General features: G+C 64.7%; 21 protein-coding genes. 11 read left to right on the top strand and 10 right to left on the bottom strand.

What is annotated here, in order from left to right; genetic code table 11:
- Positions 1-45: 45 nt before the first annotated feature.
- On the bottom strand, positions 46-1,323 hold the full coding sequence (locus ABIB80_RS10795) for a flavin-dependent oxidoreductase (protein ID WP_219684699.1): 1,278 nt from the start codon (positions 1,321-1,323) through the stop codon (positions 46-48).
- Between the two features lie 141 nt (positions 1,324-1,464).
- Between ABIB80_RS10795 and ABIB80_RS10790 the strand changes: the two genes are divergently transcribed.
- Positions 1,465-2,085, top strand: a complete 621-nt coding sequence (locus tag ABIB80_RS10790; protein WP_219684698.1) for a glutathione S-transferase family protein — start codon at positions 1,465-1,467, stop codon at positions 2,083-2,085.
- Positions 2,086-2,211: 126 nt separating this feature from the next.
- On the opposite strand, the gene ABIB80_RS10785 is transcribed toward ABIB80_RS10790, so the two are convergent.
- A complete protein-coding gene (locus ABIB80_RS10785; protein ID WP_007595001.1) occupies positions 2,212-3,129 on the bottom strand; it encodes a LysR family transcriptional regulator in 918 nt (305 codons plus the stop codon).
- 90 nt (positions 3,130-3,219) lie between these two features.
- Between ABIB80_RS10785 and ABIB80_RS10780 the strand changes: the two genes are divergently transcribed.
- Together ABIB80_RS10780 and ABIB80_RS10775 are read left to right on the top strand one after the other, a co-directional pair.
- The gene (locus tag ABIB80_RS10780) at positions 3,220-3,663 is read left to right on the top strand and encodes a nuclear transport factor 2 family protein (protein ID WP_219684697.1); all 444 of its coding nucleotides are present in this window, start codon (positions 3,220-3,222) and stop codon (positions 3,661-3,663) included.
- A 335-nt stretch (positions 3,664-3,998) separates the two neighbouring features.
- The gene (locus ABIB80_RS10775) at positions 3,999-6,008 is read left to right on the top strand and encodes a HAMP domain-containing methyl-accepting chemotaxis protein (protein WP_354127378.1); all 2,010 of its coding nucleotides are present in this window, start codon (positions 3,999-4,001) and stop codon (positions 6,006-6,008) included.
- A gap of 58 nt (positions 6,009-6,066) precedes the next feature.
- Here ABIB80_RS10775 and ABIB80_RS10770 read toward each other — a convergent pair whose 3' ends face one another.
- The 3 genes from ABIB80_RS10770 to ABIB80_RS10760 all read right to left on the bottom strand — a co-directional run bounded on the left by ABIB80_RS10770 (position 6,067) and on the right by ABIB80_RS10760 (position 8,510).
- Entirely contained in the window at positions 6,067-6,753 is a 687-nt protein-coding gene (locus tag ABIB80_RS10770; RefSeq protein ID WP_007594996.1) for a glutathione S-transferase family protein, read from the bottom strand.
- 132 nt (positions 6,754-6,885) lie between these two features.
- The gene (locus ABIB80_RS10765) at positions 6,886-7,212 is read right to left on the bottom strand and encodes a hypothetical protein (protein ID WP_007594994.1); all 327 of its coding nucleotides are present in this window, start codon (positions 7,210-7,212) and stop codon (positions 6,886-6,888) included.
- 167 nt (positions 7,213-7,379) lie between these two features.
- Positions 7,380-8,510, bottom strand: coding sequence for a site-specific DNA-methyltransferase (locus tag ABIB80_RS10760; RefSeq protein ID WP_007607106.1), 1,131 nt, complete (start codon positions 8,508-8,510; stop codon positions 7,380-7,382).
- 410 nt (positions 8,511-8,920) lie between these two features.
- Between ABIB80_RS10760 and ypfJ the strand changes: the two genes are divergently transcribed.
- The gene (gene ypfJ, locus ABIB80_RS10755; RefSeq protein ID WP_354127377.1) at positions 8,921-9,844 is read left to right on the top strand and encodes a KPN_02809 family neutral zinc metallopeptidase; all 924 of its coding nucleotides are present in this window, start codon (positions 8,921-8,923) and stop codon (positions 9,842-9,844) included.
- A gap of 156 nt (positions 9,845-10,000) precedes the next feature.
- Entirely contained in the window at positions 10,001-10,564 is a 564-nt protein-coding gene (gene moaB / locus ABIB80_RS10750; RefSeq protein WP_354127376.1) for a molybdenum cofactor biosynthesis protein B, read from the top strand.
- Between the two features lie 250 nt (positions 10,565-10,814).
- On the opposite strand, the gene ABIB80_RS10745 is transcribed toward moaB, so the two are convergent.
- Entirely contained in the window at positions 10,815-11,741 is a 927-nt protein-coding gene (locus ABIB80_RS10745; protein ID WP_354127375.1) for a bifunctional helix-turn-helix transcriptional regulator/GNAT family N-acetyltransferase, read from the bottom strand.
- A gap of 61 nt (positions 11,742-11,802) precedes the next feature.
- Entirely contained in the window at positions 11,803-12,378 is a 576-nt protein-coding gene (locus ABIB80_RS10740; protein WP_007594985.1) for a glycosyltransferase family protein, read from the bottom strand.
- Between the two features lie 323 nt (positions 12,379-12,701).
- Here ABIB80_RS10740 and ABIB80_RS10735 point away from each other — a divergent pair, with 323 nt between their 5' ends.
- The gene (locus tag ABIB80_RS10735; RefSeq protein ID WP_007594984.1) at positions 12,702-13,541 is read left to right on the top strand and encodes an RMD1 family protein; all 840 of its coding nucleotides are present in this window, start codon (positions 12,702-12,704) and stop codon (positions 13,539-13,541) included.
- A gap of 233 nt (positions 13,542-13,774) precedes the next feature.
- On the opposite strand, the gene ABIB80_RS10730 is transcribed toward ABIB80_RS10735, so the two are convergent.
- Positions 13,775-14,962: an acetate/propionate family kinase gene (locus ABIB80_RS10730; RefSeq protein ID WP_354127374.1), complete on the bottom strand. Its 1,188-nt coding sequence runs from the start codon at positions 14,960-14,962 to the stop codon at positions 13,775-13,777.
- Between the two features lie 8 nt (positions 14,963-14,970).
- Positions 14,971-17,385 carry a phosphoketolase family protein gene (locus ABIB80_RS10725; RefSeq protein WP_354127373.1) on the bottom strand — a complete coding sequence of 805 codons (2,415 nt, stop codon included), beginning with the start codon at positions 17,383-17,385 and terminating at the stop codon, positions 14,971-14,973.
- A 211-nt stretch (positions 17,386-17,596) separates the two neighbouring features.
- On the opposite strand from ABIB80_RS10725, the gene ABIB80_RS10720 reads away from it, so the two are divergent.
- The 4 genes from ABIB80_RS10720 to ABIB80_RS10705 all read left to right on the top strand — a co-directional run bounded on the left by ABIB80_RS10720 (position 17,597) and on the right by ABIB80_RS10705 (position 21,768).
- Positions 17,597-18,760, top strand: a complete 1,164-nt coding sequence (locus ABIB80_RS10720; RefSeq protein WP_007594981.1) for a PA0069 family radical SAM protein — start codon at positions 17,597-17,599, stop codon at positions 18,758-18,760.
- Between the two features lie 24 nt (positions 18,761-18,784).
- Complete coding sequence (locus tag ABIB80_RS10715; protein WP_007594979.1) at positions 18,785-19,240, top strand: VOC family protein; 456 nt, start codon at positions 18,785-18,787, stop codon at positions 19,238-19,240.
- A gap of 84 nt (positions 19,241-19,324) precedes the next feature.
- A complete protein-coding gene (gene rnhB / locus ABIB80_RS10710) occupies positions 19,325-20,161 on the top strand; it encodes a ribonuclease HII (protein WP_354127372.1) in 837 nt (278 codons plus the stop codon).
- A 98-nt stretch (positions 20,162-20,259) separates the two neighbouring features.
- Positions 20,260-21,768 carry a glycosyltransferase family 39 protein gene (locus ABIB80_RS10705; protein WP_354127371.1) on the top strand — a complete coding sequence of 503 codons (1,509 nt, stop codon included), beginning with the start codon at positions 20,260-20,262 and terminating at the stop codon, positions 21,766-21,768.
- A gap of 120 nt (positions 21,769-21,888) precedes the next feature.
- On the opposite strand, the gene ABIB80_RS10700 is transcribed toward ABIB80_RS10705, so the two are convergent.
- On the bottom strand, positions 21,889-22,698 hold the full coding sequence (locus ABIB80_RS10700) for a uracil-DNA glycosylase (protein WP_007594976.1): 810 nt from the start codon (positions 22,696-22,698) through the stop codon (positions 21,889-21,891).
- A 135-nt stretch (positions 22,699-22,833) separates the two neighbouring features.
- Here ABIB80_RS10700 and ABIB80_RS10695 point away from each other — a divergent pair, with 135 nt between their 5' ends.
- On the top strand, positions 22,834-24,495 hold the full coding sequence (locus ABIB80_RS10695) for an electron transfer flavoprotein-ubiquinone oxidoreductase (protein WP_219684688.1): 1,662 nt from the start codon (positions 22,834-22,836) through the stop codon (positions 24,493-24,495).
- The last annotated feature ends 133 nt before the right edge of the window (positions 24,496-24,628 follow it).

The raw sequence follows: 24,628 nt of genomic DNA, 5'->3' as shown, positions 1-24,628 counted from the left end.
AAGGGGCGAGGGCGCATCAACGCGCGTCTCGCTTCGCGCGAATACTCATTTCGTCGCGCGCGCACCCGCGCTCACGATGGGCGGCTTCGCATTCAGCGCTTCCACCTGGAAGCCGGCGACGCGCTTGTAGTTGGCGGCAACATCCTCCAGCTCCTGTTGCGACAGCACGTCGGTGACGACCTTGTAACCATCCGGCGCGCGCTCTTCGACGAGCTGCATCACCTGCTCGGGGCCGTTCTTGCGGTTGAGCAGGACGAGACTGGTGGTTGCAGGCCGCCGCTCGGCCTCATAGGCGAGCAGGGCCGCTTGCGTCGGGCCGTGCGCCAGGATCTCGCGGGTGATGGTGCGGGCATCGAGGATCGCCTGCGAGGCGCCGTTGGATCCGATCGGGTACATCGGATGTGCGGCGTCGCCCATCAGCGTGACGCGGCCGAAAGTCCATTGTGACACCGGATCGCGATCGACCAGCGGATATTCATAGGCGTGCGGGCAGTTCTTGATGAGGCCGGGCACGTCGAGCCAGTCGAACCGCCAGCTCTCGAACCAGGGCAGAAACTCTTCCAGCCGCGCGGTGCGGTTATAGTCTTCGCGCCGCCATTGATAGGTCGGCGGCATGTGGCGCTCGGCAACCCAGTTGATCAGATGGTTGCCCGCGGCGTCCGGTTCCTTCGAGATCGGATAGCAGACGAATTTCAGGATCTCGTGGCCGGCCATGATCATGGTACGGCCGCTGAGGAACGCCTTTGCAGGCGTGACGCCGCGCCAGAGGATGCGGCCGTTCCAGATCGGCGGGCCTTCGTCGGGATAGAGTTTTTCTCGCGCAGCCGAATGGATGCCGTCGGCGGCGATCAGGATCGTGCCGTCGTAAGTCCCCGCGGCCTTGCCGGTGGCCTTGTCGATGAAATCGGCGCGCACGCCGTCTGCGGTTTCGCTCCAGCCGGTCAGATGATGGTTGGTGAGGATGTTGTCGCGGCCGAGCCGCTCGATAGCGGTGTCGAGCAGGAGCTGCTGGAGCGTGCCGCGATGGATCGAGAATTGCGGCCATTTGTAGCCGGCCTCCAGTCCGCGCGGCTCGCTCCAGATCGGCTTGCCGTGCTTGGAGAAATAGGCGAGCTCGCGGGTGCGCACGCCGCTGGCATCGAGCTTGTCCATCAGCCCGAGCTCGATCAGCTCGCGCACCGCATGCGGCAGCACGTTGATGCCGACGCCGAGCGGCCGCAGCTCGGCGACGCTCTCGAACACTTTCACGGGAATGCCGATTCCGTGCAGGCTGAGCGCAAGCGTCAGGCCGCCGATGCCGCCACCGGCGATGAGTACGGTCATGGGAAAGCCCCTCCAACTAGAGGCGTCTTGGCACAGCCGGGCGCCGGTGGGCAACTGCGAAGAGCAAGGGCACTGAGAACGCCGTGCTATGGACCTCGGGGCCGGCAGCCGTTAACTTCCGGCTTTCCCATGAGGTCCGACATGCTCAAGCTCTACTACGCCACCGGCACCTGTGCGCTCGCCACCTACATCACCCTGGAAGAAGCCGGCGCCGACTACGCGGCCGAGCGGCTGAGCTTCAAGACCAACCAGCAGAACAGCGCGGAGTATCTCGCGATCAACCCGAAAGGCCGCGTGCCCGCGCTGGTGACCGATCGTGGCGTCCTGACCGAGACGCCGGCGATGCTGGCCTATCTCGCGCAGACCTTTCCCAAGGCGAAGCTCGCGCCGCTCGACGATCCCTTCGACTTCGCCCAGGTGCAGTCCTTCAACTCCTATCTCTGCTCGACCGTGCACATCAACCATGCCCACAAGATGCGCGGCGCGCGCTGGGCGAGCGAAGAAAGCTCGTTCGCCGACATGAAGGCGATGATTCCGAAGACCATGGGCGCCTGCTTCGGCCTGATCGAGCAGAAGATGTACAAGGGACCCTGGGTGATGGGCGAGCAGTACACGATCTGCGATCCTTATCTCTACACCCTGTCGACCTGGCTCGAAGGCGACAGAGTCGACATCAACGCAACGCCGAAGATCGCCGATCATTTCAAGCGCATGTCCGATCGCCCCGCCGTGCGCAAGGTGATGGACGCGCAGAAGGCGTAGGGCTCTTGTAGGGTGGGCAAAGGCGCGTAGTGCCGTGCCCACCATCTTTGATCACTTCAACAGAAGTAGTGGGCAAGCTTCCGCCCTCGCTCTTCGAGCTACGGCGGACAAGTCGCTTTGCCCACCCTACGAAGCCTTCCGCTTCTCCAATTCCCGTCCCGTCTCCAGCATCAGCCGCCTGAGCCAGATCGAGCCGGGATCCATCTGTGCGCGGGTCGGGTAGAACATGAACTGCTCGTCGATCCCAGGGTCGAGCGGTGGCGTCACCGTAACGAGGCCGAGCTGCTTGGACAGCGCCGCGATCAGCCGGCGCGGCACGAAGGCGACGAGGTCGGTGCGGGCAGCGACGTGCAGCGCTTCGAGATAACCCGGGACCACGAGAGCGATGTGCCGGTCGATGCCCTTGGTCCGCAGCCAGGTGTCGATCAGGTCCTCGGGCTGGCCGCGGATAATTACTCCGACATGGCGCGCCGCCAGGAACGTCTCGCGCCGTTTCAGCTTCGCAGCCATGGGATGGCCGCGCCGCACTGCCAGCGCGTCCCTGTCGGTGTAGAGCAGCTGGCGATGAAAGCCCTTGAAGGCGTTGCCGATCGAGATTACGAGATCGATGGTGCGGGCGAACTCGGCGTGGAAGATCGCCGGTCCCCGCCACGGCACCACGTCGATCCGGACGTTGGGAGCGGCCTGCGTCACCTTTTCCATCAAGGGCGGCATCAACAGCTCGACCGCGAGGTCCGGCATCATCAGTCGGAATTGCCGCTCGCTGCGCGCCGCATCGAATTCATCCGATACGAACAGCCCGCGCACCTGGTCGAGCGCCTGCGCCAGCGGCGCGCGCAAGGCTTGCGCCCGCGGCGTCAGCTCCATCCGCGTGCCTGTGCGTACCAGGAGCGGATCGCCAAGGATGTCGCGCAGACGCTGGAGCGCATGACTGGCCGCCGGCTGCGACAGCCCGATCCGCAAGGCGGCGCGGCTGACGCTGGCCTCGCGCAGCAGTGCGTCGAGCGCGGTCAGGAGATTGAGGTCGAGCGAATTCAAATTCATGAGGCGAATAGATATCATACCCACTATCGATTTGAAGAATTTAGAGCCGGCGGCGATGATCTCGGTGTTCTCACCGAGGGAGATGCCGCCATGAACGCGAGCGCCAACAAGAAACTGATGCAGGATATCTTTGCAGCCGCCGCCAGCCCCAATCCGGCTGCGCGCGACCGTGGTTTGTTCACCGAAAGTCTTGCCGACGACGCCAAATGGATCGTGACCGGCCAGTACTCCTGGTCGCGCACCTTTTCCGGCAAACAGGCGATCCTCAACGACCTGCACGGCTATGTGCGGACCCGTCTTGTCGACCGGACACGGACGGTCGCCCACCGCTTCATCGCCGACGGCGATGTCGTCGTCGTCGAAGCAAAGGGCGACAATGTTACGCCCGAGGGGGTGCGCTACGACAACGATTATTGTCTCGTGTTTCGGCTCGAGGACGGCAAGATCAAGGAGATCCGGGAATATTGCGACTCGGTGCTGACCGAGAAGGCCCTCGGCCCGTTTCCGCAAACGGCCGTGAGGGCCGCGAGCTGAGCGGATCGAGCGGCGTCGCGTCCGCCGACCGGTGCCGTCCGCCGCGGTCGGCGAGGGGCGGTCGGTCGCGCAGGCCGGTAGGCTGCAGCGGCATGCATGGCGCTGCGGGCTTCGCGCCAAAACCTTGCTCACCTGCCGATAAAATCAGCAGATGTTGTGCCGTCTGGCGCATGCGCGCGCGAAAAATCTGAAGGTTCAATTAACGAGTGTCGCCCATTGTGTCGCGGTGCAGCGTGGTTCGCGAACAACGCGACCCGCGGCTGCCGGGGTGGCGCGACAAATCGCCGGAGTTGTTCGTCCGCCCGAATTCACATGCTTCTGAGTGGACAGTGGGAATGCCGAGTTTTCGTTTGCGGATCAGGGGACGCCTGTACGCTGGTTTCATGGCCTTGGTGGCGGTTGGTCTTGTGATGGCGGTGGTCGCCATCTGGAATTTGCGGTCCGTCCAGGATCAGGTCGCAAAACTCTCCAAATTGTCGGACAGCACGGCGCACATCCTGGAGATATCGACCCATCTTCAGGCCATCCAGCGGGCCAATCTGCGCTACATTTACGATGCCAACGAACCTGCGATGCGGGAGGCTGCCGAGCGAGAGACCGCGGCGACCGGGCTGTTGCAGCTCGGAGCAAAGGGCACCCTCTCGGAGGAGCGGCGGAAGCTCTACAACGATCTGATCGCCGACATCGCCAAAATGAAAAGCCTGCGTGACAGTCTCGGCGACGCCGTCAACGAGGCGCGGACCGGCAAGGCGACTCTGTTGCCAAGTGGCGAAGAGCTGACCGTCAAGATGGCCAAGCTGGTCGATGTGGCCCGCGCCGCCGCCGACGACGACACGGTGTCGCTCGTCGCGGACCTCGAGTCCCGGGTTCTGCTGGTTCGAATCGCGAACTGGCGCTTCCTCGCTCTGCGCGACACCAACGGCCCCACCGCCTTCAGAACCAATGTCGACAGGGCGGTACAGCGGCTGGCAGCCGTCGAAAGGAGCCCGCAGGCGGCGGACCTTCGGTCGTCTCTGACGCCTGTGAAGACCGCGCTCGGTATCTACAAAGCCGCGTTCGAAACGACCTCCGCCGCGATGCTGCGGTCCGACGAGATCTACCACAAGGATCTCGCACCGCTCATCTCCGCGAGCATCGCCAAGCTCAAGGTCACGGAAACCACCTTGAAGGCGGATTACAACGATTCGCGCATGGCGGCCGATGCCGTAATCGACGGCACGACCTCGCTACAGGAGATCGCGGGCGGCCTCGCCGTCCTGTTCGGACTGATCGTCGCCTTCCTGACCGCCCGCAGCATCGTGGGGCCGCTGACCTCGATGACGCGCGCAATGGGGCTGCTTGCCGGGGGCAATCTCGCCGTCGAGATCCCCTCGCGCGGCAAGGCCGACGAGATCGGCGATATGGCCAAGGCGATCGACGTCTTCCAGACCAACATGATCGAGACCGAAAGGCTGCGCCATGAGCAGACCGCAACCGAGGCTCGGCAGGCCGAGGGCCGCAAGGCCGACATGGCCCGGCTCGCCAGTCAGTTCGAGCAGGCGGTGGGCGAGATCGTCGATACCGTATCCTCGGCATCGCAGGAGCTCGAGGGCTCGGCCGGCACCCTGACCGCGACCGCGAGGCGCGCGCAGGATCTCTCCACCGAAGTGCAATCCGCCTCCCAGGAAGCCTCGGCCAATGTGCAGGCGGTCGCCTCCGCGACCGAGGAATTGTCCTCCTCGGTGACGGAGATCGCGCGCCAGGTGCAGGAATCCGCGCGCATCGCGGGCGAAGCCGTCGGTCAGGTGAGCAAGACCAACGCGCGCGTAAGCGAGCTCTCCAAGGCTGCAGCCCGCATCGGCGACGTGGTCGAGCTGATCAGCACCATCGCCGGCCAGACCAACCTTCTGGCGCTGAATGCTACCATCGAGGCGGCGCGCGCGGGTGAAGCCGGCCGCGGCTTTGCCGTGGTCGCCTCGGAGGTCAAGGCGCTCGCGGAGCAGACCGCGAGGGCCACCGGTGAGATCGCCCAGCAGGTCTCGGGCATCCAGGCCGCGACGGAGGAGTCGGTCGGCTCGATCAGGGAAATCAGCGGCACCATCGAGCGGCTGTCGGAGATCTCGTCGACGGTTGCCGCCGCCGTGGAGGAGCAGGGTGCGGCGACGCAGGAGATCTCCCGCAACGTCCAGCAGGCGGCCCAGGGCACGCAGCTTGTGTCGTCCAACATCGGCGACGTGCAGCGCGGCGCTTCCGAGACCGGCTCGGCCTCTTCGCAGGTGCTTTCGGCGGCACGCTCGCTGTCGGCCGACAGCAACCGCTTGAAGCAGGAAGTCGCCAACTTCCTGAACTCGGTCCACGCCGCCTGAGCATGAAAAGCAAAAGGCCACGCGCATGCGCGTGGCCTCGCATTGTGACGTGGTGCGATCAGGCGACTTTCGTCGTCATGTGCTTGAACATGTTGCTGCGGGCCTCGTCGTCCATCTCCGCCTTGAACGTGAACTTGTCCTTCAGCGCGATCGCGCGCGTCGCCGCGGGCCGGGCCGAGATCTCGTCCACCAGCCGCTTCACGTCCGGATATCGCGCGAAGGCGTCGTCGCCAAGCTTGAATGGCACCATCCGCGCCCAACCCCACAGCGCCATGTCGACGATCGAATAGTTGTCGCCGACCATGTAGCGGCGACCTTTGAGGTGACCGTCGAGAATCTTGTAATGGCGATCGGTCTCGAACTGGTAGCGGTTATGCGCGTAGTCGTGGTTCTGGTCTTTCGGCGCAAAATGCTTGAAGTGCACGGCCTGGCCCGAATACGGCCCGACGCCGGTGGCGACGAACATCAGCCATGACAGCATCTCACCGCGAACATTGGCGGCGGGCAGGAATTTGCCGGTCTTCTCGGCCAGATAGAGCAGAATGGCGTTGGAATCGAACACGATCGTGCCGTTGTCATCGATCGCCGGCACCTTGCCGTTCGGATTGATCTTCAGATAGTCCGGCGTGAACTGCTCGCCCTTGCGGGTGTCGATCTTCACCGGCTCGAAGGGCAGGCCGGCCTCTTCGAGATAAAGCGCGACCTTGGTCGGGTTCGGCGAACCGTTAAAATAGAATTTGAGCATCGGGCATCTCCCCTGTGTTTGTTGGCCGAGAGTGGAGGCAGCAACATGTCCGCAAGCGGCCTTGTCTTGCCTGAACCTTGTCGGGGAGGGCAACCGGCGAGTTTGCCGGGCGGTATCTGCGCGCGACGCAGATCAGCCGGCGTAACAAAGGCCGATCGCCGCCGTAATGACCATGGCCGCGCCCACAGCCTCGAGGCGCAGCCCGATCCGCGTGGCGATATGCATGTCGGAGGCCCGCGCCGCGCGCTCCGATCCGCGCGCATAGCCGTGAACGATGACGTCGTGATTGAAACTGTCATGGGCCTCGTTGCTGCTGGCGAGCCCGACACAGACCACGAGCACGCCGAACAAGGCGAGGCCGAAAAATCCCAGCAGCGCAATCAGGAACATCGGAAACATGCCGACCAGAAAGATCGGAAGCAGCGGCACCAGCAGCAATGTCTCGGACTGTCGTCGCATGGCTCGACCGGTCAAGACGGGGCGTAGACAGTCAATCTAGTCCCGGCCGTCGCGTCATTCAAGACGCCGTAGGGTGGGCAAAGGCGCAAAGCGCCGTGCTCACCAAACATCGCGGCGAGAATGGTGGGCACGCTTCGCTTTGCCCACCCTACAACATCACGGGAAGGCTACCCCGCCGCCATGCCGGCGCGGATCTCGGCGCGGAGCTCGTCGATCAGCTTGAGACCCTTCTTGGTCTCGATGTGCCAGAAGGTCCATCCGTTGCAGGCTTGCGCGCCTTGCGCCACCGCGCCCATGCGGTGAATGGAGCCGACCTTGTCGCCGAACATGATGGCGCCGTCGGCGCGGACCAGCGCGCCGAGCTTCTTCTTGGCGTCGAACAGCTTGGTGCCGGGCATGATCATGCCGCGCTCGATCAATTCCGAGAACGCAACCCGCGGCGCTTCGCGCGCCGTCATGAACGGGGCGAGGCTTGCCTCCGGCAACGGCTCGACCGCGGCGATGCGCGCTTGTGCCGCTTTCGCATAGGTCTTGTCGCGCTCGAAGCCGATATAGGAGCGGCCGAGGCGCTTGGCGACCGCGCCGGTGGTACCGGTGCCGTTGAAGGGATCGATCACGAGATCGCCGGGTTTGGAGGACGACAGCAGCACGCGTGCGAGCAGGCCTTCCGGCTTCTGCGTCGGGTGCACTTTCTTGCCATCGGCGCCCTTGAGGCGCTCCTCGCCGGTGCAGAGCGGGATCAGCCAGTCGGACCGTGCCTGCACGTCCTCGTTGGCGGCCTTCAGCGCCTCGTAGTTGAAAGTGTAGCCCTTGGCCTTCTCGTCGCGCGCGGCCCAGATCATGGTTTCGTGTGCGTTGGTGAAACGGCGGCCGCGGAAATTCGGCATCGGATTGGTCTTGCGCCAGACGATGTCGTTCAGGAGCCAGAAGCCGAGATCCTGCATGATCGCGCCGACGCGGAAGATGTTGTGATAGGAGCCGATCACCCAGATCGTCGCCGACGGCTTCATCGCGCGGCGGGCGGCGAGCAGCCAGGCGCGGGTGAAATCGTCATAGGCGGAGAACGAATCGAACTTGTCCCAGTCGTCGTCGACCGCATCGACATGGGATTCGTCGGGGCGCTTGAGATCGCCCTTGAGCTGAAGATTGTAGGGTGGATCGGCGAACACCAGGTCCACCGAACCAGCCTGAAGCTTCGACATCTCTGCGACGCAATCGCCGAGGACGATGCTGTGCGAAGGAGACTCAAAATTTGTGCGGGGCGCCCTTGCAGACGCCCCGCGACGCGACTCTACCATGACTCAAGAACTCTGACTCAGGCGACGCTGTCGGCGACGCGGGACCAAACAACCGACTGACCGTTACATTGAAGCGGCAAAGTAAAAATCGACTTAACCCGCCGCTTTCGTAAGCAGCCCTCGCATCGCGCCTCGCACGCGGTTCGCTCCGCGTATTCGCCGTGTTTTGCAGTGTATTTCGCGTTTCTTCGCGTTGCGGCTGTGATCGGAGCGCAAAAAGACTCGAAATTCCTCTCGGAAAAAATTGCTCGATGCCCGGAAAAAATTGCTGGCATTGCCATGCTGTCGCACTAGGCAATAATTGCCGAGCGGGATATTGATTAACGCAATGGAAATTTTACGTGCATGGTGCGTTGAGCTTTGCCGCCTTTGCGCCCAATTGATGCCAGCCAGGACCGAGGGAAGCCGCCATGCGCTACGATGATTTCCGCCGCAGCGACGACATCGAGGATCGTCGCGACGATGGTGGAGGAGGCGGGTTCGGCCTCCCCATGGGCGGCGGCGGGCTCGGGATCGGCACCATCATCGTGCTCGGCTTGGTCGGCTACGCCTTCGGCATCGATCCGCGCATCCTGATCGGCGGCGCCGAGATCCTCACCGGCGGCGGCCAGGCGCCGTCCTACCAGACCGATCGCCAGTCGTCGTCCAACGCCAAGCGCGGCGCGCCGACCGACGAGATGGGCAGCATGATCTCCGGCATCCTCGGCGAGATCGACGATCGCTGGAGCGAGATCTTCCAGGCCTCGGGCCAGTCCTTTACCGGTCCGAAGGTCGTGCTGTTCCGCAACGTCACCAATGGCGGGCGTTGCGGCCGGGCCGAGTCGGCGATGGGACCGTTCTATTGCCCGCCGGACAAGACCATCTTCCTCGACACCGGTTTCTTCCGCGAGGTCGAGACGCGTTTTCGCGGCTGCTCCGGCAAGTCCGCTTGTAACTTCACCACCGCCTACATCATCGCCCATGAGGCTGGCCATCACATCCAGAACCTGCTCGGCATCATTCCACGCGTGACGCGCCTGCAGCAGCAGGCCGGCAGCAAGGCGGAGTCGAATGCGCTCCAGGTGAAGGTCGAATTGCAGGCCGACTGCCTGTCCGGTGTCTGGGTCAATCGCGAGGCGAAGAAGCGGCCGAACTTCCTGGAGCCGGGCGACATCGACGCCGCACTCACCACGGCGAGCGCGATCGGCGACGACACGCTGCAGCGCCAGTCCACAGGCCGCGTCGTGCCCGATTCCTTCACCCACGGCTCGGCGGCGCAACGCAAACAGTGGTTCATGACCGGCTACCAGCAGGGCACCGTCCAGGCCTGCAACACGTTTGGTGGCGGACAGTAGGCTGACGGTTTCGTGCCCCCGGACGCAGCGCAGCATGTAACGCTGCGCTGCTGAGCCGGGGCCCATAACGCCGGCGCCTCTTCACGAGCATGGGTCCCGGCTCTGCGACGCACCGCTGACGCGCTGCATCGCGTCCGGGACACGAGAGGAAGTACAATGACCTCCATCGACGAAACAAAACAATTCGTCCCGCTCGACATCGCAGTGCTCACCGTGTCCGACACGCGCGTGCTCGCGGATGACAAATCCGGCCAGACCTTGGCCGACCGTCTCACCGCGGCCGGCCATCATCTCGCCGCGCGCGAGATCGTCACCGACGACGTCGAGGCGATCCGCACCGTCATCCGCCGCTGGATTGCGGACGCAGGCGTCGACGTCGTCATCACCACCGGCGGCACCGGCTTCACCGGGCGCGACGTCACGCCGGAGGCGATCGAGCCCTTGTTCGAGAAGCGCATGGACGGTTTCTCGATCGCATTCCACATGCTGAGCCACGCCAAGATCGGCACGTCGACGATCCAGAGCCGCGCCACGGCCGGCGTCGCGGGCGCAACCTACATCTTCTGCCTCCCAGGTTCGCCCGGTGCCTGCCGCGACGGCTGGGACGGCATCCTCAAAGCCCAGCTCGATTACCGCACGCGTCCCTGCAATTTCGTCGAGATCATGCCGCGGCTGGACGAGCATCTGCGTCGGCCGAAGGCCCAGGGCGCGACGGTGTAGGGGTCCGCGTTGGCGCGCCATTCTTCCCTTCCCCCTTGTGGGGGAAGGTGGCATAGGCCGCCTTGGGCCGCCGTTCTTAAAGAACGCCGAAGCGAAGCTTCGGCTATGGCGCCGGATGAGGGGTATCTATCGGCACGGAATGTGCCGAAGCAAACCCCTCACCCAAGTGGGCTTGTGTCTACCAGCGTCGCTGCCCTCTCCCGCAAGGGACGAGGGCGCATTCATGCGCATCTCGCTCGTTGCGAAATAGTCAGAGATCCCGCTCCCAGGTCTCGCCGATCAGATCGACACCGAAGCTGTGGTGCTTCTCTTCCTTCACGAGCTTGAAGCCTGCACTTTGATAGATGCCACGCGCGGCGACCAGGATGCTTTGCGTCCACAGCGTCATCTTGCTGTAGCCCCTCTCGCGCGCACCCTGGATACATTGCTGGACCAGCGCGCGGCCGACACCGAGTCCCCGCGCCTTCTTTTCCACCTGCAACAGGCGCAGCTTGGCAATCTCGTCCGTAGCCTTGACCAGAAAGATCGAGCCGACCGGCTCGCCGCCCACTTCCGCAATCCAGCAGTGCTCGCGGGCGACGTCATAGTTCTTGATGAACTGTGCGCAGATCTCGGCGACCAGGGCCTCGTAGCTGATATCCCAGTTGTAGTCGGCCGCATAGGCGGCGGCCTGCCGGGAGATGACCCAGCCCATGTCGCCGACGCGATGGCTGCGCAGCATGAAAGCCGCGGGCTGGCTTCGACGCTCCAGCACGGCCTCGATGGTCGCCATAGCCTGCGTGAGCCGCGTTGCATCGCTGGCCGAAAGCTGAGCCAGCATTGCGGCGACCTCATTTTGCGAGCTCAGGTTCAGCTTGGCAAAGGTCTGGCGACCCTTGGCGGTGAGGCTGAGCTGGTATTGCCTGCGATCCGCGGGCAGGGGCCTGCGGGTGATCAGGCCCTTTTCGTCGAAGCTTTGGACTATGCGGCTGAGATAGCCGGGGTCGAGGCCAAGCTCGTTGCCGATCTCCTTGGCGGCAAGGTCGTCCCGTTGTGCGAGCTCGTAGAGCACGCGGGCCTCGCTGAGCGAGAACGGGCTCTTTCCAAGGTGCTGGTCGAGCACGCCAAGTTTGCGGGTGTAAAAGCGGTTGAAGGCGCGGACCGCTGCGATGTGGTCGTCGGTACCGTTAAATGACATGGGTCACCTTGATACTTGCCATTGTCAAACAATTATTTGACTTTGGCAAGTATCGAGAGTGTTAGCCGACCATGACGATCCGACTGCGCAGCATGATCCGCGACGAGCGGCCGAGCCGCCGCAGCAGCCGCGCCTCGGAGCGGCGGGCTTGGGGCGCGTAGCCGCCGATGCGGTCGTAGTGATCACGCGCGATCAAAAGTCCCTGATCGCCGAAGGGACCGACGAGCTTGCGCATCAGGGCCCAGAGAATATCGCGGAAGCCGGCATCGGCGTAGGGCGAGCGGGCATAGCGGAAGACGGCCGCACGATCCCGGCCGCTGGTCGAGACGGACTGAATGAACTGGGTGGTTTCCTCGATCCAGCCGGTTTCCAGCACAGCGCCCGCAGGGAGGAACATCAGCCAGGACGAACGGGCCTGGAGTGCGCCGGCGGCGAGCGCGGCGCCTTGCGTGGATCCTTCGAAGCCGATGAAACGGCAGCCCGCGACGTCGGCAACGCGCTCGATGACGCCATTGCGGGTGCCGTCGACCAGGAGCACTTCCCGGATGATGCCTGCGGCGGCACCGGGTACCAGCGCGGCCAGAGTGGCGACCGCCGTCTGCTCGACGCCTTCGGTCGGAATGATGACGCTCAGCATGATTGAGGCTTCAGTGTCCACACTTCGGGAGAAGCGTAGCTCATTATGAGGGCGTCATAAAACATGTGGCGCTGCCGAGCAACTTTCCGGCCGCGCTTCGGGTATACGATGGTAAACCGCTGCAGCTGTCGCATCCAAATGTGTCCCGTACGGGTCGGCGATATTGCCGAATGTGTCGCCCCAAGCCTGTCCTGTCCGTATTAGGCCGGAGACGAACCGCAACATTGCGAGGCGCGCCGGCCGTTCGTAAATCCTGCAAGAGGAGGATGCGATAGCGGGAGAACGGGAAAAACCGTGCAATGGTGCTGCTGACGAGGCTTTGAATGAACGCCGATCAACTTGCTGTTAACTCGCCGGCAACATCTCCCAGGCCGGACGGCGCGCCGACCTTGCGGATCCGCGCCGTGATGCTGGGTGAACGCATCAATCCCTCCGGACTCGAAATGGGCGCGACAGTCTCCTCGATGCCGGCCGCCTTCCGCGTCCATGCCGGCCTTGCGGTCATCTTCCGCTACGGCGTCGTGGTGCTGATCGGTCTCCTCCCTTCGGAGGAGAAAGTGCTGATCGACAGCCTGAAGCCCCGCGTGATCGGCGAGTTCAGCCCCTACGAGGAGGAGATCGCGCATGCGCAACTCTGCAAGGACGAAAGCGCCGAGGCTATCCAGCCGGGCGGCCCGATCTGTCTCGCCAAATTCTCCGACGACCGGCTGCTGCTGATCGCGGACGCGCTTGCCAAGAGCACTTCGCTCGCACGTGACGAGCGCCGCGTCGCCGCCGTCTTCGACGTGATCGAGCCATTTGCGCGCAAGCTCGCCGAGCAGGGCCGCACGCCGCCCCGGCGCAAGGGCATCTTGCAATTGATCGGCAATGCGCTTCTCGTCCAGCAGCGCGTCGCCGGCCGTGTTGCGGTGGCCGAGAAACCCGACGTGCTCTGGGAGAAACCCGAACTCGACCGGCTCTATGCCCGCCTTGAAGACGAGTACGAACTGAAGGAGCGCCTGGACACGCTCGAGCGCAAGCTCGCCGCCGTGTCCGCGACCGCCAACGCACTTACCGACATCATCGATACCCAGCGCTCGCTCCGCCTCGAAATCGCCGTGGTGGTGCTGATCGTGATCGAGGTCGCGATCGGGTGTTTCCAGATTTGGTCGGGGACGCATTAGAACGCGCGGGCCGCTGGATCAATTTACCCCGCGAGCGAGATGCTCGTGACTGCGCCCGCGCCCCCTTGCGGGAGAGGGCAGCCCCGCAAGGAGACACAAACTTACAGGGGTGAGGGGTATGTCTCCGCATACTCACATGCATACGTGAGCGACTAAAGAACCCCTCATCCGGCGCTTCGCGCCACCTTCTCCCGCAACGGGCGAAGGGAAGCGACGCCGACGTACGCCGTTGATCACGAGCTGACGGCCCGCAGCACCGCCGCACAATGCCGCGCGATCATCAGTTCCTCATTCGTTGGAATGACGAAGACATCGACTGCGCTATCGCCATCGTTGATGCGCTCGCGCGCCGCCTCATTCGCAGCGGCATCGATGCGCACACCGAGCCAGTCGAGACGCTCACCGATCGCGCTGCGGATTTCCCCGGCGTGTTCGCCGATGCCGCCGGTGAAGATCAGGCAGTCCAGCCCGGCAAGCGTTGTCGCCATCGCCGCCACCTCCTGCGCGGCGCGGAAGGTGAAGAGCTCGACCGCCTCCCGTGCCGCAGCTTCGCTGCTCGCAAGCAGCGTGCGCATATCCGAAGCGATGCGGGAGACGCCGAGCAGGCCCGATTCGTGATAGAGCAGGTGCTGGACATCTTCGACCGACATTTTCTCGTGCTGTTGCAGATAGAGCAACACGCCCGGGTCGATCCTACCGCAGCGCGTGCCCATCACCAGCCCGTCGAGCGGCGTCAGTCCCATCGTGGTGTCGATGCTGCGGCCGTCGCGCAAGCCGCACAGGCTCGCGCCGTTGCCGAGATGCGCGATCACAGTGCGCTTCGCCACGAGTTGCGGCGCGATTCGGGCGAGCCGTCCCGCGACATATTCGAACGAGAGGCCATGAAATCCGTAGCGCCGAACGCCGCGCTCTTCATAACGTCTCGGAATGGCGAAGCGGCTGGCGGGCGGCGCAATGCCGTGGTGGAAAGCGGTGTCGAAGCAGGCGATCTGCGTCAGGTCGGGCCTTATCGCCGTGATGGTGCGGACTGGCGCCAGGCAGCGCGGCTGGTGCAGCGGCGCCAGCGGCGTCAGCGCTTCCAGCTTTGCGGTGATATCGTCCGTCAGCTCGACCGGAGCGGAATAGTCTAGACCGCCATGGACGACGCGGTGGCCGACAGCGCGCAAGCGATGGTCCCCGAAACGATCCTCGATGAAGCCGAGCACGTCGGCGAACAGATGATCGCTGTCCGCATCCGATGCTTTCCTCCGTTTCTCGAACAGGTCCTCGCCCGCGGGGCCCTTCACGACGAGCCGCGGCTTCGTCTCGTGCTCGTCGAGCAGGCCCTTGCAGAGCAGGGTGGGCTCGGCCGCCGAGATCTCGAACAAGCCGAATTTGACGCTCGACGATCCCGAGTTGAAAACCAGTACCGTGTTCGACATGGCTGCTGTCAGTCGCCTGCCTGCGCCGGCGTGTTGCCGCCGGCGCTGTTCTGCCAGACCCATTCCTGGATTTCCGGCATGTCCTCGCCGTATTCGCGCACATAGCGCGAATGCTCGATCAGCTTGTCGCGGAATTGCTGCTTCACCTGCGCCGCCTTGGTGGCCAGTCCCGGCACGCGCTCGATCGCCTCGATCGCGAGGTGATAGCGGTCGAGCTCGTTGAGCACGACCATGTCGAACGGCGTCGTCGTGGTGCCTTCCTCGGCAAAGCCGCGGACGTGCATGCCGGCGTGGTTGGTGCGGTTATAGGTCAGCCGGTGGATCAGATAGGGATAGCCGTGATAGGCGAAGATCACCGGCTTGTCGCGCGTGAACAGGCCGTCGAAGTCGCGGTCGGACAAACCGTGCGGGTGCTGCTCCCTGGGTTGCAGCGTCATGAGGTCGACAACGTTGACGACACGGATCTTCAGCTCGGGCAGCGCCTTGCGCAGCAGGTCGACGGCGGCGAGTGTTTCCAGTGTCGGCACGTCGCCGGCGCAGGCCATCACGACATCGGGCTCGCCATTCGCGTCTTCCGTGCCGGCCCAGCTCCAGATGCCGATGCCGGCGTCGCAATGCGTGGCCGCCTCCTGCATCGACAGCCATTGCGGCGCCGGCTGCTTGCCGGCGACGATGACGTTGACGCGGTCATAGGTGCGCAGGCAGTGATCGGCGATCCACAGCAGCGTGTTGGCGTCCGGCGGGAAGTAGATGCGGACGATGTCGGCCTTCTTGTTGGCGACGAGATCGACGAAACCGGGATCCTGATGGCTGAAGCCGTTGTGGTCCTGACGCCAGACATGCGAGGTGAGCAGATAGTTGAGCGAGGCGATCGGTCGCCGCCACGGCAGATGCCGGGTCACCTTCAGCCATTTGGCGTGCTGGTTGAACATGGAATCCACGATGTGGATGAACGCCTCGTAGCAGGAGAAGAAGCCGTGCCGGCCCGTGAGCAGATAGCCCTCTAACCAGCCCTGGCAGAGATGCTCGCTCAGGACTTCCATCACGCGTCCGTCCTGGGCGAGATGCACGTCGTAAGGTTTTGTCGGCTCCATCCAGACGCGTTCCGTGGCCTCGAACACCGCATCGAGCCGGTTTGACGCGGTCTCGTCCGGACCCATGATGCGGAAGTTGCGGGCCTCGGCGTTGAGGCGGATGACGTCGCGCAGGAATTTCCCGAGCTCGCGGGTTGCCTCCGCCACGACGCCGCCCGGCTGAGTTACCTCGACGGCGAAGCTGCGGAAGTCCGGCAGCTTCAGCTCCTTCTTCAGAAGGCCGCCATTGGCGTGCGGATTGCCGCCCATGCGGCGATTGCCTTCGGGCGCGAGCGCCTGGAGCTCGGCAATCAGAGCGCCGTTGGCGTCGAACAGATTTTCCGGCTCGTAGCTGCGCATCCAGTCTTCGAGAATCTTCAGATGCGCCGGATTCTCGCGGCAGTTCGCGACCGGCACCTGATGCGCCCGCCAAAAACCTTCGACCTTCTTGCCGTCGACTTCCTTGGGGCCGGTCCAGCCCTTCGGGCTGCGCAGCACGATCATCGGCCAGCGCGGGCGTTCGATGCTCTTGCGGCCGTCGCGGGCGTGCTGCTGGATCGACCGGATGCTGGCGAACGCGACATCCAGCGCGTCCGCCATGGCCTGATGCATCGGCTTGGGATCGTCGCCCTCGACGAACAGCGGCTCGTGGCCGAGCCCGCGGAACAGATTGCGGATCTCGTCGTCGCGCATCCGCCCGAGCACGGTCGGATTGGCAATCTTATAACCGTTGAGATGCAGGATCGGCAGCACCGCACCGTCATGGGCGGGATTGAGGAACTTGTTGGAGTGCCAGGACGCCGCGAGCGGGCCGGTCTCGGCCTCGCCGTCGCCGACGACACAGGCGACGATCAGGTCGGGATTGTCGAAGGCCGCGCCATAGGCATGCACCAGCGCGTAGCCGAGCTCGCCGCCTTCGTGGATCGAACCGGGCGTTTCCGGCGCCGCGTGACTCGGGATGCCGCCGGGGAAGGAGAACTGTCTGAACAGCTTGCGCAATCCGTCGGCATCGCGCGCGATATCGGGATAGATCTCGCTGTAGCTGCCTTCGAGATAGGTGTTGGCGACCATGCCGGGGCCGCCGTGGCCGGGACCGCAGACATAGATCACGCTCAGGTCCAGCGCGCGGATGACGCGGTTGAGATGGGCGTAAATGAAGTTCAACCCGGGCGTCGTGCCCCAATGGCCGAGCAAACGCGGCTTGATGTGCTCGGGCCGTAACGGCTCGCGCAGCAGCGGATTGTCGAGCAGGTAGATCTGCCCGACGGAGAGATAGTTCGCGGCGCGCCAGTAGCGGTCGAGCAGATCGAGGTCGCTGCTCGCTGCGGCCAATTGTTGTTGATTTGTCATGTTCCTGCCGACCTTCACCCGGGATCGTCACCAACCGAGTTCCGGCGAGATCGATCCTTCGGCAGCATCAAACGGGATCGCCGTGACGCCACTGTTGCGTGAGGTCAAAAGCGGGCGCGCGAAGTTTGGGCAGCTCTACTGTGCATGGGGTTGTTTTCACGTTTTTCGTTTGTGTTCTTGATTTGTTCCTTTGGCGTGCTATCTTGGCTTCATGAGTCCAGCATCCTCTCATGCTCTCAAGCACCCGCCGGTCACGGCGCCCTCCGAGCCGGCGGGTGCGCCTTCTGACTTCCCTGAGCTGGCGGTCGCCATCGACCGCCAGCGCAGGCGAGGCCGGGGCGCGCAGTCCAACGCCAGCGGCCGGTTCGAGGCCGAGGCGCGCGTCGCATTCGACGATGGCTGGCAAAGCCTTGAAGAACTGCCTCCGTTCAAGACCACGGTCGGGATCGACACCTCGCGCAAGGTGATTACCCGCAACGATTCTCCCGACATCGGCTTCGATCGTTCGATCAATCCCTACCGCGGCTGCGAGCACGGCTGCGTTTATTGCTTCGCGCGGCCGACCCATGCCTATCTCGGCCTGTCGCCGGGGCTCGACTTCGAGTCGAAGCTGTTCGTGAAGCCCGAGGCGCCGGCGCTGCTCGAGAAGGAGCTTGCAGCGCCGGGCTACGAGCCGCGGATGATCGCGATCGGCACCAACACCGATCCCTATCAGCCGATCGAACGCGAGCGCAAAATCATGCGCGGCATTCTGGAGGTGCTGGAGCGCGCCGGCCATCCCGTCGGGATCGTCACCAAGTCGGCGCTGGTGACCCGCGACATCGACATTCTCGCGCGCATGGCCAAGCGCAACCTCGCCAAGGTCGGGATCTCCGTGACCTCGCTCGATCCGAAATTGGCGCGCACCATGGAGCCGCGGGCGTCCACGCCGCCGAAGCGGCTGGAGGCGCTGAAGCAGCTTTCCGAGGCCGGCATTCCGACCACCGTCATGGTCGCCCCCGTCATCCCCGCGCTGAACGATTCCGAGATCGAGCGCATCCTGGACGCCGCCGCTCATGCCGGCGTCAAGGAAGCCTCCTACGTGTTGCTGCGGTTGCCGCTCGAGGTGCGCGATCTCTTTCGGGAATGGCTGATGGCGAACTATCCGGACCGCTATCGCCACGTCTTCACGCTGATCCGCGACATGCGCGGCGGCCGCGACTACGACGCGAAATGGGGCGAGCGCATGAAGGGCACCGGTCCGATGGCCTGGACCATCGGCCGCCGCTTCGAGATCGCCTGCGACAGGCTCGGGCTGAACAAGCGGCGCTCCAAGCTGACGACGGATCATTTTGCCAAGCCGAAGCGGAACGGCGATCAGCTCAGCCTGTTCTGAGGGACGAAGTGGGAGAGGCGTCGTATGAGTCAGGAACTGCCAGCTCCAATCCCGCGGCTCACCGTCATCACGCTGGGCGTGAATGACATCCGCGCCAGCATTGCCTTTTACGACGCGCTCGGGTTTTCGCGCCGGCTCAAGGTGACCGGTGAGGCCGTTGCGTTCTATGACACCGGCGGTCCGGTGCTCGCGCTGTTTCCCTGGGACCAGCTCGCGGTCGACGCCAGATTGCCGGATCATCCGAGGCCATCGACGTTCCGCGGCATGACGCTCGCTTGGAACTGCCGCGCGCGTGAGGAGGTGGATGCGGTGCTGGCTTTCGCCATCGGCAAGGGAGCCGCGCTGCTGAAGGCCGCGCATGAGACCGATTACGGCGGCTATTCCGGCTATTTCGCCGATCCTGATGGCCATCCATGGGAAGTCGTGGTCGCACCCGGCATCGACGTCGGCGAGGACCGGCGGGTGCATCTGGCGGAATAGGGCGGCTGACTTGAATCTTGAATAGCGGGAATTGTCCGAGGTTCCCGGTTGCGCAGGCCGTGCCGCTTGCGCACGATCCCCGCCATGATTCGGGATCAGTCCGCCAAGAAGCCGGCCAAAGGTGCGCCCAAGAAGGCTGCGCCTGAAAACAAGAAAGCTGCGCCGAAAAAAATCGCCAAGGCGCTGGCCGGGACCAAGAGCGCCATCGTCGTCGCCCCAAGCTTCCGCCGCGAGCGCGCGCTGATCAAGCGCGGCGTCTGGCCGGTGGCGGGCTGCGATGAGGCCGGCCGCGGGCCACTGGCCGGTCCTGTGGTGGCGGCGGCGGTGATTCTCGATCCCGACCGCATCCCGCGCGGCATCGACGATTCCAAGCGCCTGACGGCCGAGGAGCGCGAAAGGCTGTTCGACAAGATCTGCGCCACCGCCCAGGTCTCGGTGGCCGTCGCCTCGCGCTCCCGCATCGACCGCGACAACATCCTGCGCGCCTCGCTGTGGGCGCTGAAGCGCGCCGTGGTGGCGCTGCCCGAGCAGCCCCGGCACGTCTTCGTAGACGGCCGCGACCGGCTCGACACGGAATGCGATTGCGAGGCCGTGATCGGCGGCGACGGCATCGTCCTGTCGATCGCAGCGGCCTCGATCATCGCCAAGGTGACGCGGGACCGCCTGATGTGCGCGTTGGCTCAGGACTGTCCCGGCTACGGTTTCGAGCAGCACAAGGGCTACGCTGTGCCCGAGCACCTCGACGCGCTCAACCGCCTCGGTCCCACCGTCCACCACCGCAGCTTCTTCGCCCCCGTCGCCGCCGCCCGCGCCAAGCACATGCCCTGGACGGTCGAGCCGGCACAGGATCTGTTTGCGGTGACCGAGATCGAGCTGCAGGTGGACACGAGCCTGGAAGTCGACGCGTCGGCAAATCTCTAGACGAGACTCGGTTGCCACGACGCGCCGCGCCCTCTATCAAAATAGTCGTGAGCGAATAGGGCCGGCTTCACGGGTTGGCTGCATCTTTCGGACGTTGCATGCGGTTTACCTCCCTGGTCATCGAGCTCATTCGCGCGCGGCCGCGGCTGATCGTCTGGATCGCCGTGCTGCTCCAGGCCGCGATGTGGCTGCTCGTGGCGCTGGTGTTTTATCGCAGCCCGCCCGGCAGCCTCGCGACCCTGCTGGCGTTCGGCCGCGAATACCAGGTCGGCACTGATTTGGGCCCGCCCTTGCCGGTCTGGCTCGCCGACATCGCCTATCGCGCCGCCGGCGGCCACGTGTTCGGCGTCTACGTCCTGGCGGAGCTCTGTGGGGTCGCGACCTTCATCGCGCTCTATCATCTGTCCCGCGCGGTGGTCGGCCCCCAGCAGGCAGTGCTGGCCGTGCTGCTGACCATGACGCTGCTGGCCTTCTCCTCGCCCGCACTCGACTTCGGCCCCCTGGTGCTGGCGCGGCCGCTCTGGGCGCTGCTGCTGCTGCATTCCTGGCAGATCATCGGACAGCGCCGCGGCAATGCCTGGTTCGCCTGGTCGATCGAGGCGGGCCTCTTGCTGCTGACGACGCCGGCTGCGATCTTCTTCTTGCTGCTGATCGTCGTCTTCGCGCTCGCAACCGCGGACGGCCGCCGCACGCTGCGCGCATTCGACCCACTGTTTGCGCTGGTGGTCGTCGCCGTGCTGGCATTGCCCTATGCCGTCTGGCTGATGCGCGCCGAGGTGCTCGTCCTGCCGGCCTTGCCTGAGGTCGCCCAGCTCAATGCCCGCGCGCTGCACGCGGCCTGGCTGCTCGGGGGGCTCCTGCTCGGTGCGGCGGCGATCCCGGCGCTGACGGTCCTCAACACCGGCCTGTTTGTTCCCAAGAGCGAGGAGGCGCCGATCATCTACCGCCCGCCGGTCGAGCCGCTCGCGCGCAACTTCGTCTATTTCTTCGCGCTGGCGCCGCCACTCGGCGCGGTGCTGATCTCCGGCCTGCTGGGCCTCGACGCCGTCGTCGGCGGCGCCGGCGTCGTGCTGGTGTTGTCGGGGCTTGCCGTGGTCGTGGGGGCCGGCGATCTCATCGCGATGCGCCGCGCGAGGATGCTGCGGATGGTCTGGGCGGCCGCCGTCATCGCGCCCGCAATCGGCGTCGTGCTCGCCGTCCTGCTCCTGCCGTGGACCGGTGCCAACGAGATCGCGACCTCGATGCCGGCGCGCGCGATTTCGGACTTCTTCGACGAGAGCTTTGCCCGTCGCACCAATCATCGCCTGCGCGCGGTCGCCGGCGAGACCCAGCTTGCGAGCCTGATCACGCTGCATTCCGGCCGGCCGCATCTATTCATCGATGCCGAGCCCGCGCGGACGCCTTGGATCAATCAGGCCAAGTTCAGCGAGACCGGCGGCGTCGTGGTCTGGCGCGCCTCTGATACCGGCGGCACTCCGCCGCCGGACATCCTCGCGCGCTTTCCCGGCATCGTCCCGGAAGTCCCGCGCGCCTTCGAATGGCTGGTGACCGGACGCCAGCAACTGCTGCGCATCGGCTGGGCCATCGTGCGGCCGAAGGGGACTTAGTCGCTCGCCCTTTCCCTCGTCATTGCGAGGAGCGCTTGCGACGACGCAATCCAGAGTCCGCGGAAAGATTCTGGATTGCCTCGCTGCGCTCGCAATGACGGGGAAGGGTCGTACGGCTCCTCACGCCCCCGCCAGCGCCTTCGCGATCGCGCGCAGATCCTGCCAGGCCAGCCGCTTGTACGACGGCGAGCGCAACAGATAGGCGGGGTGGAAGGTCGGCAGCGCGCGGATGGTGCGCGCGCCCGTCTCGTAGTCGAACCAGCGGCCGCGGGTGCGCATGATGCCTTCGCGGGTCGACAGCAGCGTCTGCGTCGAGGGATTGCCGAGCGTCACCAGCACATCCGGATTCACCAGCTCGATCTGGCGCTGGATGAACGGCAGGCAGATTTGCGTCTCCTGCGGCGTCGGCGTGCGGTTGCCGGGCGGCCGCCAGGGGATCACGTTGGCAATGTACGCGGTGGTGCGGTTGAGGCCTATGGCTCCGATCATCAAATCGAGCAGCTTGCCGCTGCGCCCGACGAAGGGAAGCCCCTCGATGTCCTCGTCGCGGCCCGGTGCCTCGCCGACGAACATGATGCGCGCCTGCGGATTACCGTCGGCGAAAACCAACCGTGTCGCTGTGTGCTTCAGCGCGCAGCCGTCGAAGCCCTGCATCAGCTCGCGCAGCGCCTCCAAGGTCGGCGCGGTGCGTGCGGCCTCGCGCGCCGAGGCGATCGCGATATCGGGTGCGGGCGCAGCCTCGCCGCGCAACACCGCCGGCGCGGCGGCCGGCCGTGGCGCCTCGAGCGGAGGTGGGGCGCGCGGGGCCGCAGGTGGAGCATCCAATTCCGCCAGGCGGTCGATCGGTTCCTCTGCGAGCGTGCAATCGACTCCGGCCTCCAGATAGAAGGCGAGAAGCTCTCGGACCGTGGGTGCGGGTTCTGGGATCATTGGAAAGTCTGACTATTAGTCCAGTTTGGGGCGCCTTGCACCCCGGCGAAACGCATTTCCGAGGTTGTCCTACCCGGAAAAATCGGAAACAAGAGGGCGCAATCGACCAAGGACCGTCTCAAGGGCTGAGATCAGATGAGCACCGAAGAACTTCCCCCGCGCGAATCCATGGAATTCGACGTCGTCATCGTCGGCGCCGGCCCCTCGGGCCTGGCTGCAGCGATCCGGCTGAAGCAGATTAATGCCGATCTCAATGTCGTCGTTGTGGAGAAGGGCTCCGAGGTCGGTGCGCATATTCTCTCCGGCGCCGTGATCGACCCGGCCGGGCTCGACAAGCTGATCCCGGACTGGCGCGAGGATTCCGATTGTCCTCTGAAGACCCAGGTGAAGGACGATCGCTTCTACTGGATGACGGGCGGCAGCGCGATCAGGCTGCCTAACTTCATCATGCCGCCGCTGATGGACAATCATCACTGCTATATCGGCTCGCTTGGCAATGTCTGCCGCTGGCTGGCGCGCAAGGCAGAGGCCCTCGGCGTCGAGATCTATCCGGGCTTTGCCGCGGCCGAGGTGCTCTATGACGAGCAGGGCGCGGTGAAGGGCATTGCCACCGGCGACATGGGCATCGGTCGGGACGGCAAGCCGAAGGACTCCTTTACCCGTGGCATGGAATTGCTCGGCAAGTACACGCTGTTCGCGGAAGGCGCGCGCGGCAGCCTGACCAAACAGCTCATCGCGAAGTTCGCGCTGGATACCACGAGCGAGCCGGCGAAATTTGGCATCGGGCTCAAGGAAGTCTGGCAGATCGATCCCGCCAAGCACCAGAAGGGCATGATCCAGCATTCGTTCGGCTGGCCGCTCGATCTGAAGACCGGCGGTGGCTCGTTCCTCTATCACTACGACGACAACCTCGTTGCCGTCGGCTTCGTCGTGCATCTCAACTACGACGACCCGTATCTGTCACCGTTCGACGAGTTTCAGCGTTTCAAGACCCATCCGTCGATCCGCTCCACCTTCGAAGGTGCCAAGCGGCTCGCCTATGGCGCGCGCGCCATCACCGAGGGCGGCTATCAGTCGGTCCCGAAACTCAGCTTCCCCGGCGGCGCCCTGATCGGCTGCGCGGCCGGCTTCGTCAACGTTCCCCGGATCAAGGGCGTGCACAACGCGATGGGCACGGGCATGCTCGCCGCCGAGCACGTTGCGTCCGCCATTGCCGCCGATCGCGCCAATGACGAGATCGTCGATTACGAGAACACCTGGCGCTCCTCCTCGGTCGGCAAGGATTTGTTCCTGGTCCGCAACGTCAAGCCGCTGTGGTCGAAGTTCGGCACAGTGCTCGGCGTTGCGCTCGGCGGCTTCGACATGTGGTGCAACACGCTGTTCGGCGGGTCCCTGTTTGGCACCCAGTCGCACGCGAAGCCCGATCGCGCGACGCTCGATCCGGCCAAGACCCACGCGCCGAGAACCTACCCGAAGCCTGACGGCAAGATTTCCTTCGACAAGCTCTCCTCGGTATTCCTGTCCAATACCAATCATGAGGAGGACCAGCCGGTCCATCTCAAGGTCACGGACATGAACCTCCAGAAGACGTCCGAGCACGACGTGTTTGCAGGTCCCTCGAATCGCTATTGCCCGGCCGGCGTCTATGAGTGGATCGAGGAAGGTTCCGGCCCGCGCTTCCAGATCAATGCCCAAAACTGCGTTCACTGCAAAACCTGCGACGTGAAGGACCCCAACGGCAACATCACCTGGGTTCCCCCCGAGGGCGGCGGCGGTCCGAACTACGAGGCGATGTAGGCGGGGTCAGCAAGCCACGATCCAGGTGACCAAGGCCCAAGGGCGACCAATATTGCGTGACCTTGGCCCTGCGACGCACGTTCGCGTGAGAACCCGGCCGCGGTCGCGGTCCGTGGTCACGATAAGGCCATAC

The organism is Bradyrhizobium sp. i1.15.2, from assembly GCF_040548425.1.
GTDB lineage: Bacteria > Pseudomonadota > Alphaproteobacteria > Rhizobiales > Xanthobacteraceae > Bradyrhizobium > Bradyrhizobium canariense.
Note: the sequence above shows the minus strand (reverse complement) of the source record. Positions and strands in the feature narration are given on the sequence as shown.

Bases quoted from the DNA above. Each gene is read 5' to 3' on its own strand.
- ABIB80_RS10795 (WP_219684699.1), bottom strand. From the start codon at position 1,323: ATGACCGTACTCATCGCCGGTGGCGGCATCGGCGGCCTGACGCTTGCG.
- ABIB80_RS10790 (WP_219684698.1), top strand. From the start codon at position 1,465: ATGCTCAAGCTCTACTACGCCACCGGCACCTGTGCGCTCGCCACCTAC.
- ABIB80_RS10785 (WP_007595001.1), bottom strand. From the start codon at position 3,129: ATGAATTTGAATTCGCTCGACCTCAATCTCCTGACCGCGCTCGACGCA.
- ABIB80_RS10780 (WP_219684697.1), top strand. From the start codon at position 3,220: ATGAACGCGAGCGCCAACAAGAAACTGATGCAGGATATCTTTGCAGCC.
- ABIB80_RS10775 (WP_354127378.1), top strand. From the start codon at position 3,999: ATGCCGAGTTTTCGTTTGCGGATCAGGGGACGCCTGTACGCTGGTTTC.
- ABIB80_RS10770 (WP_007594996.1), bottom strand. From the start codon at position 6,753: ATGCTCAAATTCTATTTTAACGGTTCGCCGAACCCGACCAAGGTCGCG.
- ABIB80_RS10765 (WP_007594994.1), bottom strand. From the start codon at position 7,212: ATGCGACGACAGTCCGAGACATTGCTGCTGGTGCCGCTGCTTCCGATC.
- ABIB80_RS10760 (WP_007607106.1), bottom strand. From the start codon at position 8,510: ATGGTAGAGTCGCGTCGCGGGGCGTCTGCAAGGGCGCCCCGCACAAAT.
- ypfJ (WP_354127377.1), top strand. From the start codon at position 8,921: ATGCGCTACGATGATTTCCGCCGCAGCGACGACATCGAGGATCGTCGC.
- moaB (WP_354127376.1), top strand. From the start codon at position 10,001: ATGACCTCCATCGACGAAACAAAACAATTCGTCCCGCTCGACATCGCA.
- ABIB80_RS10745 (WP_354127375.1), bottom strand. From the start codon at position 11,741: ATGTCATTTAACGGTACCGACGACCACATCGCAGCGGTCCGCGCCTTC.
- ABIB80_RS10740 (WP_007594985.1), bottom strand. From the start codon at position 12,378: ATGCTGAGCGTCATCATTCCGACCGAAGGCGTCGAGCAGACGGCGGTC.
- ABIB80_RS10735 (WP_007594984.1), top strand. From the start codon at position 12,702: ATGAACGCCGATCAACTTGCTGTTAACTCGCCGGCAACATCTCCCAGG.
- ABIB80_RS10730 (WP_354127374.1), bottom strand. From the start codon at position 14,962: ATGTCGAACACGGTACTGGTTTTCAACTCGGGATCGTCGAGCGTCAAA.
- ABIB80_RS10725 (WP_354127373.1), bottom strand. From the start codon at position 17,385: ATGACAAATCAACAACAATTGGCCGCAGCGAGCAGCGACCTCGATCTG.
- ABIB80_RS10720 (WP_007594981.1), top strand. From the start codon at position 17,597: ATGAGTCCAGCATCCTCTCATGCTCTCAAGCACCCGCCGGTCACGGCG.
- ABIB80_RS10715 (WP_007594979.1), top strand. From the start codon at position 18,785: ATGAGTCAGGAACTGCCAGCTCCAATCCCGCGGCTCACCGTCATCACG.
- rnhB (WP_354127372.1), top strand. From the start codon at position 19,325: ATGATTCGGGATCAGTCCGCCAAGAAGCCGGCCAAAGGTGCGCCCAAG.
- ABIB80_RS10705 (WP_354127371.1), top strand. From the start codon at position 20,260: ATGCGGTTTACCTCCCTGGTCATCGAGCTCATTCGCGCGCGGCCGCGG.
- ABIB80_RS10700 (WP_007594976.1), bottom strand. From the start codon at position 22,698: ATGATCCCAGAACCCGCACCCACGGTCCGAGAGCTTCTCGCCTTCTAT.
- ABIB80_RS10695 (WP_219684688.1), top strand. From the start codon at position 22,834: ATGAGCACCGAAGAACTTCCCCCGCGCGAATCCATGGAATTCGACGTC.